We start from the raw sequence: 9,379 nt of genomic DNA on the forward strand, positions 1-9,379 counted from the left end.
AAACCTGTCAATGACTTGGACACAGCGAAAACGGATCCTATCGTTGTGGGAGCGACTTCAGTCGCGACAAGGACTTGCGATAAGGCACGATCGTCGCGACGAAAGTCGCTCCCACAGAAGAGCCAGTTCTTAGAGGTTCCCTAAAGTCGCCCGCAGTGCGGGCAGCTTCACCTACAATGCCACACCCTCCGGCATTGCGCTCCCATGCACTCCATCTCGAAGGCCCGCTTCCAGATCCACTTCTGTGTCCTGCTTTGGGGCTTTACGGCCATCCTCGGCAAGCAGATCACCGTCGCTGCGCTCCCTCTGGTGTGGTGGCGCATGCTGCTGGTCAGCGGTGCCCTGTTGCTGGTACCACGGGTATGGCGTGGCCTGAAGGCCATGCCGGCACGGCTACGCTGGGCCTATGCGGGCATCGGCGCGATCGTGTCACTGCACTGGCTGACCTTCTACGCGGCGATAAAGTTGTCCAATGCGTCGGTCGGCGCCACCTGCATTGCATTGGGGCCGGTGTTTCTCGCCTTTATCGAACCGTGGATCGCACGGCGCCGATTCGACCCGCGTGAGCTGTTGATCGCAGTAGCAGTGGTTCCTGGCGTTGCACTGGTGGTGGGCGGTGTGCCGGTGGACATGCGGCTCGGGATTGTCGTGGGTGCCATGTCAGCGTTGCTGGTGGCTGTATTCGGATCGCTCAACAAGCGATTGGTGGAACATGCCGATCCACTGACGGTCACCTGCATCGAACTGGGAACGGGGGCGCTGTTCCTGACATTGCTGGCACCGTTGCTGCCACATACCGGACCGGCGTTTGTCCTGCCGGATGCGCACGATGCGTTACTGCTGTTGCTGCTGGCGTTCGGCTGCACGCTTCTTCCCTTTGCGCTGGCTTTGATCGCACTGCGCCATATGAGCGCATTCGAGACGCAGATGGTGACCAATCTGGAGCCGGTTTATGCCATCGTGCTGGCAATTGTTCTGCTTGGAGAACAGCGACAACTGGACGGATGGTTCTATCTTGGTGTGGCGGTGATTCTCGGCGCGGTCTTCATGCACCCGTTCCTGCATCGAAGCAAAGGCAAGGCAGACCCGGATCTGCTCGGGACGGCGGAGAGCCACAACCTCGTCGATTGATGTTCGTTTCTGTGCCGATCGAGCTCAATTCGCGGCAACGGATGCACTACCTGCTTGCCCTCCCCTGGGCTATGCCAGGAGAGAGAATTGAGGTGAGCACATCGACGTCAGTGGACCGATGAGGCATTCGCAGGATGGTCATCGTCACCACCGCCCTCATGATGATGGTGTCCTCCGTGTCCATCGTTTCCATGCGTCCCCGCCAACGCGACGAATCCATTTTCATCGAGCTGCGGCAGCTTGCGGATGAAGGCCACCATGTCCCAGATAGCATCGTCGCTGTGGCTGACGCCCCACGCGGGCATCGCAGTGAGCTTCACGCCATGCTTGATCGCCCAGAAAGCCTCCGCCGGACGATCGGTGCCCAGCTTGGCCAGGTCCGGCGGTTGCGGATAGAGGCCCTGGCGTAGCTCGGTGCTACGCATGCCAGGCGTCAGATGGCAGGCAGCGCACATCTGCGCGTAGTGCTCGGCACCTTCGCGAATGCGCACCTCGCTATCCAGATCCGTCGGTACGGCAATATGGGTCGCCGCTCGCGCGATGGAGCGTTCGCGCAAGGTTTCCAATGTCCTGGTCGTCACGCTCCAATGCGGTTTGTCTGCGCCAATGTCATACACCCCCGAGTACACGAATATCGCTACCGCCGCCGCAAGAACCACTACTGCAAAGAGCACTGCTCGCATAACTCACCTCGCTAGAACCAGAAACGCACACCGGCCAACCAGACAGTTTCCTGTGCGGCCGTATCGACAGGACCTGCGACCGGCGCATCCGTCATGCGCCGATACGTACGAGACACACCCAGATACGGCGCGAAGCGCCGACTGAACTCATAGCGCAGCCGCAGGCCCGCTTCCGCTTCGGACAAGCCCGCGCGGATCGCGCGCCGTGGATCGCTACGACTATAGAGATTCAACTCTACCTTGGGCGTGAGTATCAGTCGCTGGGTCAAGAGCAAGTCATAGCTGGTTTCCAGGCGCAACGCAGTGCGCCCCTGCTCGCCTGCATAGAATGTCGCCTGGGTTTCGAACCAGTATGGCGCCAGCCCCTGCACACCCAGCGCCAGCCACTGCCGCTTCGGTCCATCACCGATATCCTGCCGAACCCCCAGTTGAGCGTCCCAATAAGTCGTCCATGCGTGTCCCCAAAGAAGCTCCAAGCGGCCATCGCGCGTCGCCGACCGGTCGCGCTCGCCCTCGGTGCGTACCCAGAGGCGATTCAGATCGGTGCCCCACCAGCCTTCGGCCTCCCAGGCCCACGCATGATCGCCACCGATACTGCGTGTGCGCTCCAGGCGATCGATTAACAGCATCGCGCGCGTACCGTTGTCGTGCATATCCATGGCATCGCCCCCGTGCGTCATCGACGGCATGGGACGTTGGGGCGGTGGCGGCGGCACATGATCGTTCGGCGGCAATATCGTGGTACTTGCCGCCGCAGGTGCCGGCATCGACATGCCAGGCATGTCCTGCATGTTCGTCATATCGTGCATTGCATGCTGCGCCCAGACTGCGCCCGATAGCACGCCCAGCAAGCAGATAGCCACCAGGCGCTTCATGCGACCACCACTTCGCGCATCATGCCCGCTTCCATGTGATATAGCAGATGACAGTGATAGGCCCACCGGCCGATCGCATCGGCACTGACGCGATACGCGATGCGTTGCGCCGGCTGCACGACTACCGTGTGCTTACGCACTTGGAATCGTCCGTCAAGCGCTTCCAATTCGCTCCACATGCCATGCAAGTGGATCGGATGGGTCATCATGGTGTCGTTGATCAGTACTACTCGAACATGCTCGCCATACCGCAACCGGATAGGACCGGCAGCCGAAAAGCGCCGTCCGTCGAACGACCACAGGTAACGTTCCATGTTACCGGTCAGATGCAGTGTCAGCTCGCGATCGACGCGCGGTGAAATAGCTGCATCGACGGCGTGCAGGTCGGCATAGGTGAGCACGCGACGACCGTTGTCACGAAGGCCCACCCCGGGATCGTCCAGTGTGCTGCGCGGTTGCGGCACGTGCATGTCGATCTCCGGGCCATCGCCGCGCATGTCCGTGTGGCTAGTGAGCATGGACATGTTCATGCCCGCCATGTCGTGCATGCTGTGATCCATTCCCCCCATCATGTCGCCCATACCCAGCAGCGGACGCGGGTCGAGCGCAGGGATGTCGGCATTCATACCCATACGCGGTGCCAGGGTAGCGCGGGCATACCCGGAACGGTCCATGCTTTGCGCGAATACGGTCCAGGCACGATCGGCCGTCGGCTCGACAATGGCATCGTAGGTCTCGGCGGTACCAATGCGGAACTCATCTACGGTCACCGGTTCCACGGGTTGGCCGTCCGCAGCGACGATAGTCATTTTCAAGCCAGGAATACGCACGTCGAAGAACGTCATCGAAGCGCCGTTGATGAAGCGCAGGCGCACTTTCTCGCCAGGCTCGAAAAGGCCCGTCCAGTTACCTGCCGGCGCGTGTCCGTTGACCAGATAGGTATAGGTCATCGCCGAAACGTCGGCGAGGTCTGTCGGATCCATGCGCATCCGGTTCCACATGCGACGATCCGCCAGGGCTTTAGCAACCCCATCGCGGCGCACGTCACGCACAAAATCGCCAGCCGTGCGCTTGCCTTGATTGTAGTAATCGCTTTGCTTTTTCAGATTGGCAAAAATGCGCTCGGGATCGTCGTCGGTCCAATCGCTGAGCAGGATGACATGCTCGCGCTGGGCGCCTTGAAGCGCGCCACCTCGCGGCTCCACGATAATCGGGCCGTACAGGCCGGTTTGCTCCTGAAAGCGCGAATGGCTGTGATACCAATACGTGCCTGCCTGATTGACCGTAAAGCGATAGAGGTATTCGCCACCGGGGGGAATGCCGTCGAAGCTGAGCCCGGGTACACCATCCATATCCGCTGGCAACACGATACCGTGCCAGTGAATCGAACTGGTTACGTTCAGGCGATTGCGCACACGCAAGGTGACCGTCTCGCCCTGGCGCCAGCGCAATAGCGGCGCAGGCAATTGCCCGTTGACCACGGTAGCGATGCGCTTACGGCCCGTGAAATCTACTGGCAACTCGCCGATCTCCAACTCGAAGTGGTTGCCCCTCAGCTCCTGGCGCGGTATCGGTACAGCCCATGCACTACCGCGGAACAGCCCTAGCCCAGCGGCTACACCACCGAAGGCGAGACCTTGTACGAATCGACGTCGCGGCAACGAGACGCCACGGGTTTGCTTGACCATGAGAAATAACTCCGCCCGCGACCGCCGAAGCAGCGATCGCGGCAATGCAACGATCCAGCCCAACCGTCAGATTGCGACGGCGGACATGCGTGACAATCAGGCCGCCCGACTGGCAGGCGGGCGCAAGGGCGGCGCGCGAGACGGCTGGGGAGCGTCGCGATCCAGCGGCATCGTCAAGGGGGCATATGTCAATTCGGCGGGACGACTCACCGCCGCTATCGGCGGCATCGTGGCGGGTGCATGGACGCAGGTACAGTCGACGTTCGCCGCTCCGTGGGCATGTATGTGATGCGTGACGTCGTGCATGTGCGCACCGGTGCAGCAATCGGTCTGTGCCCAGGCCATGCCGACCAGCGCCAGCCATGCACACAGCGCCCAGGCCAGCACGGCACGGGAACGGCGGATAGGCGAGAGCGAGCGGCGAGTCATCGACGCCGAGAATAGCCGTCTGTTTTGCCCCGCTCAACTCTGGAGCAGACTCCAAGCCGGCACCCGGGCGACGAAATGCCTATACTGCGTGACACTTCCAGGCATGCCCGACATGAATTACCGCCACGCTTTCCACGCCGGCAATTTTGCCGACGTCCTCAAACATACCGTACTGTTTGCGCTGATCGAAGCGCTCAAGGCCAAGCCGGCACCGTTCTGCGTCGTCGATACACATGCGGGTAGCGGTTGCTATGCACTCGATAGCGCACAAGCGGACAAGACCGGCGAATACAAGGATGGCATTGCGCGCCTGCTGTTCCCCGACATGCACGGCGATGGTAACGCCCCCGCCTTGCCGCCATTGCTGAGGCGCTGGCTGGACAGCATTCTGGATCTGCCCGGAAACGAAGACGGCCTGAAGCTCTACCCTGGCTCGCCACTGCAGGCGGCGGCAGCCATGCGCGAGGGCGATAGCGCCCAGCTATGCGAGCTGCATCCGGAGGAAGCCACCCTGTTGCGCGAGCTGTTCCGGCACGACGCACGCGTGCATGTGCATGAGCGCGACGGCTATGAAGCACTCAAGAGCTTCGTACCGCCACGCGAGAAACGCGGACTGGTGTTGATCGACCCGCCTTTCGAGGCGCAAGAAGACGAATACCGCACGATCGAGCAGACGTTGAAGCAGGCTCTGGTGCGTTGGCCTGGTGGCATCTATGCGGTCTGGTACCCCATCAAGCGGCGCAGCCAAGTGCAGCCGTTCCATCGCTGGCTGCAGCATTGCGGAGCGCGGCGCGTGCTGCGGGCCGAATTGCTGGTATGGCCGGACGATTCACCGCTTCGTCTCAACGGTTCGGGCATGGTCATCGTCAATGCGCCATGGAAGCTCGACGAGGCCTTGCGCGAACCGCTGAAGGCGCTAGGGCGCCTGCTGAGCCAGGATCGACCGGCCGACGCCCGGCTCGATTGGCTGGTCGAGGAAACCGGCTAGGCGCTAAGCTTGCGCCATTCCGTTACCCACCCTTGCCAGGAACCAAGGCCATGCGTCCGATTCAGTCTCTGATCCGTTTCGCTGTCCCGGTCGCATTGGTGTTGCTGACCGCTTGCGCACCTGCGCCGATCTACCAGCCGACGGCGGCCAATGTCGTCGTGGCACCGACCCAGGTGGCACAGACGCCGGAACAGTACACGGGCCGCGATGTGATCTGGGGCGGTCGTATCGTGCAGGTGAACAACTTCGCCGACCACACCGAAATCCAGGTCCTGGCCTATGTGCTGGACAGCTCGCAGCGACCCAAGCTGAGCGGTAATGGCATCGGCCGCTTTATTGCCACGCTGCCGGGTTACGTCGAACCGATCAATTATCCGGCCGGCGCACCGATCACCGTCGCCGGGCGCCTCAACGGCAGCCGCAGCGGCAAGGTCGGCGACGCCGATTACGTCTTTCCGCTGGTGACGGCGACGCAGGCGCATCGCTGGACCGCCGAAGAATTGCAGAGCGGCAAGGTCAACTTCGGCGTAGGTGTCGGTGTTGGCGTCATACGCTAAACCGCCATCGGGGGAGCTCAACATGTCAGGACACGCCAACTCGCTGCGAGCGATCCTGCTCGCGCTGGGCGCGAATTTTTCCATTTTTGTCGCCAAGCTGATCGCTGCGATCGTCACCGGCTCGGGAGCGATGCTGGCCGAGGCGATCCACTCGCTGGCCGATTGTGCCAACCAGGGGCTGCTACTGCTGGGCATACGCCAAGCCAAGCGACCGCCATCGCTGGACTATCCGCTCGGCTGGGGCCGGGTGATGTATTTCTGGTCGTTTCTGGTCGCGATGCTGTTGTTCAGTGTGGGCGGCATGTTTTCCATCTACGAAGGCGTGCACAAGCTCAGCCATCCCGAACCCTTGCGGTGGCCATGGCTGGCCGTCGGCGTGCTGGCTTTCAGCATCGTGGTCGAAAGCATTTCGATGCACGGCTGCTTGCAGGAAGTGAACAAGGCACGCGGAAAGCGCAGTCTCTTGAAATGGTTCCGCGAGACACGCTCAAGCGAACTGCTGGTGATCTTCGGCGAAGACCTGGCTGCCCTGCTTGGCCTCACTCTCGCGTTTGCGGCGGTGATCGCCACTATCCTGACCGGCAATTTGCTATTCGATGCTGCCGGCACGATCGCCATCGGCGTATTACTGGTCATCGTGGCGGTGGCTGTGGCGACCGAGGTGAAGGCATTGCTCGTCGGTCAGGGCGTCGAACCGGAGCAGCGCGAAGCGATGATCGCTTTCATCAACGAGCGTCCCGAGGTCGAGGCTGTGCTCAACCTGCTGACACTGCAAATGGGACCCGACGTGATGGTAGCTGTCAAAGCACGCATGGCACCGGCCGCCGACCAGCGCAGCTTGATCGAGGCGATTAACCGTACCGAGGCTGCCATCAGGCAAGCTTTTCCGGACGTGCGCTGGAGTTTCTTCGAGCCCGATTTCGCAGACTGAAATGGCAGTCAGGGGATCGGCTGGATCAGGTCCCAGGCGTTACCGTAGAGATCCTCGAAGACCGCCACGGTGCCATAGGGCTCGTGACGCGGCGCTTCGCGGAAATGCACGCCCTGCGCGCGCATGTACTGCCAATCGCGCTCGAAATCGTCAGTATGCAGGAACAGCCAGACCCGGCCGCCGGACTGGTCGCCGATGCGCGCCGCTTGCGCATCGCCGTCGGCCTTGGCCAGCAGAATGCGGGTTTCCTGCGAGCCTCGCGGCGCCACCGACACCCAACGCTTATCGCCCCCTAGTGGCGTGTCCTCGATCAACTCGAATCCCAGGGCACGGGTATACCAGGCGATCGCCTCGTCGTAATCGGCGACCAGCAGCGCGAAGCTGCCTATGCGTTGCTTCATGCGGGCTTCCTTGGTAGCGCGCCCACGCGCTGTTCTGCCGTGGGCGCCAGGCCCGGCATTGTCCGCCGCAGGCCGGGACTGACGCCAGCCCTACATCCAGGGGCTCAAGATGCCTCCCGGAGCTTACGCCAGGACGACGCAGTCGCAACAAAAATCGATCAAAAGCACGATTTTAAAGGAAATCGTTCATGCTGCATTGCACACAGTACGGTATATGAGCTTGCCCGCCCTCCAGACTACCGACGCCTCCAGCCATGCCGCAGTGCCGCCGCGTTCGCGCGAGCGCTTCGCCCGGCTGCAGCTGGTTCGCCAGCCGGCTGGCGAGCGGGTGCGGACCCAGGATGGGCGGGAACTGTGTCTGCGCGACATCCACCCGGACGATGTCGCGGCGATCAAGCGTTGCTTTCAACGCCTGTCGCCAGAGGACATTCGTCGCCGCTTCCTGCACTCGATGTCCGAGCTGCCGGAGTCCATGGCGCAACGCCTGTGCCGGATCGATCCGGCGATCGAGCGCGCCTATGTGCTTGAGGACGATAGCGTGAGTCCGTCCGAGATCCGCGGCGTGGGCCGCATCTATGTGGACGAGTCGGCCGATAGCGCGGAGTTCTCCGTGTTGGTCGAGCCTACCTGGACGCGCCTTGGTCTCGGCGCCTTGTTGATGCAACGCCTGGTCGACGAATGCCGGCGACGCAAGCTCAGTGAAATCTGGGGCTACGTACTGCTGGAAAACCGCCCCATGCTGCAGTTGTGTCGTGAGCTGGGCTTCGTACGCCGGCTGCAGCCGGACGAACCTGGCACCGCGCAGATATCGCTCGCTCTGTAGGCTGAGTCGCGGAAGCGGTATGCGCAGCGCAAAAAAACACTGCTCGGGCACAGCATAGGGCGCTAAACTAGCCTGCTTTCATGCCGCGACCGCTCTGGCCGCGAACAGAGCGATTTCTACGCGCCTCATGCCCAACCTTCTTCCGCATCCGCCGCTTCCCACCACGCCCAAGCAACGCCGCTTCTGGACACCGCCGCACGGGTCCGCTCGCGCCCTGCTGGTCGCTGAAACAGCACGTTCGCACCAGGGCCTGCTGGTAGCGGTTACCCGCGACACCCAGCGCGCGCATGCGCTGGAGGACGAACTCGGCATCTTCGCCGGCGGCTTGCCGGTGCTGCATTTCCCGGATTGGGAAACCCTGCCCTACGACGTTTTCAGTCCGCATCCGGAAATCGTCTCCCAGCGCATCGCCACGCTCTATCGTCTGCCCTCGGTCGAACGCGGCGTGCTGGTCGTGCCGATCGCCACGCTGATGCAACGCATCGCTCCGCGCAGTCACATCGCGGGCTCGGGACTGATGCTGCACAAAGGGCAAAAACTCGATCTCAGTGCGGAGCAGCGGCGACTCGAAGCCGCCGGGTACCGCAACGTGCCGCAAGTGGCAGAACCGGGCGACTTCGCCGTGCGCGGCGCGTTGATCGACATCTTCCCGATGGGCACATCCGAGCCGTACCGCATCGAGCTTTTCGACGACGAAATCGAATCGATCCGGAGCTTCGACCCGGAAACGCAGCGCTCAAGCCAGCAAGTCGATCGCGTGGAATTGCTTCCGGCGCGCGAATTTCCGCTCACTGACGTGGCAGCCAAGGATTTCCGCGCCAACCTCCGCGAACGCTTTCCAATCGACATCAGGCGCTGTCCGCTGTACCAGGA

At 62.2% G+C, this 9,379-nt stretch carries 10 protein-coding genes and 1 pseudogene; 7 read left to right on the plus strand and 4 right to left on the minus strand.

Annotated elements, in window-relative coordinates; translation table 11 throughout:
* Window positions 1–204: 204 nt before the first annotated feature.
* Complete coding sequence (locus VIM98_RS17400) at window positions 205–1,131, plus strand: DMT family transporter (protein ID WP_331994376.1); 927 nt, start codon at window positions 205–207, stop codon at window positions 1,129–1,131.
* A 107-nt stretch (window positions 1,132–1,238) separates the two neighbouring features.
* Here the strand turns inward: VIM98_RS17400 and VIM98_RS17405 are convergent, their stop codons facing one another.
* From VIM98_RS17405 to VIM98_RS17415, 3 genes are read right to left on the minus strand one after another with little or no spacing between them, the layout of a single operon-like run.
* Window positions 1,239–1,814, minus strand: a complete 576-nt coding sequence (locus tag VIM98_RS17405) for a cytochrome c (protein ID WP_331994377.1) — start codon at window positions 1,812–1,814, stop codon at window positions 1,239–1,241.
* Window positions 1,815–1,825: 11 nt separating this feature from the next.
* Window positions 1,826–2,689, minus strand: a complete 864-nt coding sequence (locus VIM98_RS17410) for a copper resistance protein B (protein ID WP_331994378.1) — start codon at window positions 2,687–2,689, stop codon at window positions 1,826–1,828.
* Window positions 2,686–4,377 carry a copper resistance system multicopper oxidase gene (locus VIM98_RS17415; protein ID WP_331994379.1) on the minus strand — a complete coding sequence of 564 codons (1,692 nt, stop codon included), beginning with the start codon at window positions 4,375–4,377 and terminating at the stop codon, window positions 2,686–2,688. Before VIM98_RS17415 ends, VIM98_RS17410 begins: the two co-directional genes overlap by 4 nt.
* On the opposite strand from VIM98_RS17415, the gene VIM98_RS17420 reads away from it, so the two are divergent.
* From VIM98_RS17420 to VIM98_RS17435, 4 genes are all read left to right on the plus strand, one after another.
* Window positions 4,376–4,666, plus strand: a complete 291-nt coding sequence (locus VIM98_RS17420; RefSeq protein WP_331994380.1) for a hypothetical protein — start codon at window positions 4,376–4,378, stop codon at window positions 4,664–4,666. The genes VIM98_RS17415 and VIM98_RS17420 overlap by 2 nt on opposite strands.
* Window positions 4,667–4,918: 252 nt before the next feature.
* A complete protein-coding gene (locus tag VIM98_RS17425; RefSeq protein WP_331994381.1) occupies window positions 4,919–5,794 on the plus strand; it encodes a 23S rRNA (adenine(2030)-N(6))-methyltransferase RlmJ in 876 nt (291 codons plus the stop codon).
* A 50-nt stretch (window positions 5,795–5,844) separates the two neighbouring features.
* A complete protein-coding gene (locus tag VIM98_RS17430; protein WP_331994382.1) occupies window positions 5,845–6,351 on the plus strand; it encodes a Slp family lipoprotein in 507 nt (168 codons plus the stop codon).
* Between the two features lie 22 nt (window positions 6,352–6,373).
* Window positions 6,374–7,282 (plus strand): cation diffusion facilitator family transporter, encoded by a 909-nt coding sequence (locus VIM98_RS17435; RefSeq protein WP_331994383.1) that lies wholly within the window; start codon window positions 6,374–6,376, stop codon window positions 7,280–7,282.
* Between the two features lie 8 nt (window positions 7,283–7,290).
* On the opposite strand, the gene VIM98_RS17440 is transcribed toward VIM98_RS17435, so the two are convergent.
* Entirely contained in the window at window positions 7,291–7,683 is a 393-nt protein-coding gene (locus VIM98_RS17440) for a VOC family protein (protein ID WP_331994384.1), read from the minus strand.
* Between the two features lie 214 nt (window positions 7,684–7,897).
* Between VIM98_RS17440 and VIM98_RS17445 the strand changes: the two genes are divergently transcribed.
* Both VIM98_RS17445 and VIM98_RS17450 read left to right on the plus strand, forming a co-directional pair.
* Window positions 7,898–8,506: a GNAT family N-acetyltransferase gene (locus VIM98_RS17445; protein ID WP_331994385.1), complete on the plus strand. Its 609-nt coding sequence runs from the start codon at window positions 7,898–7,900 to the stop codon at window positions 8,504–8,506.
* A 127-nt stretch (window positions 8,507–8,633) separates the two neighbouring features.
* Window positions 8,634–9,379: pseudogene (locus tag VIM98_RS17450) on the plus strand (transcription-repair coupling factor); the annotation flags it as partial.

The sequence above is a fragment of the Dyella sp. genome (assembly GCF_036568765.1).
Lineage (GTDB): Bacteria > Pseudomonadota > Gammaproteobacteria > Xanthomonadales > Rhodanobacteraceae > GSA-30.

Excerpts from the sequence above, each read along its gene's own strand:
- VIM98_RS17400 (WP_331994376.1), top strand. The coding sequence starts at position 205 with ATGCACTCCATCTCGAAGGCCCGCTTCCAGATCCACTTCTGTGTCCTG.
- VIM98_RS17405 (WP_331994377.1), bottom strand. The coding sequence starts at position 1,814 with ATGCGAGCAGTGCTCTTTGCAGTAGTGGTTCTTGCGGCGGCGGTAGCG.
- VIM98_RS17410 (WP_331994378.1), bottom strand. The coding sequence starts at position 2,689 with ATGAAGCGCCTGGTGGCTATCTGCTTGCTGGGCGTGCTATCGGGCGCA.
- VIM98_RS17420 (WP_331994380.1), top strand. The coding sequence starts at position 4,376 with ATGAGAAATAACTCCGCCCGCGACCGCCGAAGCAGCGATCGCGGCAAT.
- VIM98_RS17415 (WP_331994379.1), bottom strand. The coding sequence starts at position 4,377 with ATGGTCAAGCAAACCCGTGGCGTCTCGTTGCCGCGACGTCGATTCGTA.
- VIM98_RS17425 (WP_331994381.1), top strand. The coding sequence starts at position 4,919 with ATGAATTACCGCCACGCTTTCCACGCCGGCAATTTTGCCGACGTCCTC.
- VIM98_RS17430 (WP_331994382.1), top strand. The coding sequence starts at position 5,845 with ATGCGTCCGATTCAGTCTCTGATCCGTTTCGCTGTCCCGGTCGCATTG.
- VIM98_RS17435 (WP_331994383.1), top strand. The coding sequence starts at position 6,374 with ATGTCAGGACACGCCAACTCGCTGCGAGCGATCCTGCTCGCGCTGGGC.
- VIM98_RS17440 (WP_331994384.1), bottom strand. The coding sequence starts at position 7,683 with ATGAAGCAACGCATAGGCAGCTTCGCGCTGCTGGTCGCCGATTACGAC.
- VIM98_RS17445 (WP_331994385.1), top strand. The coding sequence starts at position 7,898 with ATGAGCTTGCCCGCCCTCCAGACTACCGACGCCTCCAGCCATGCCGCA.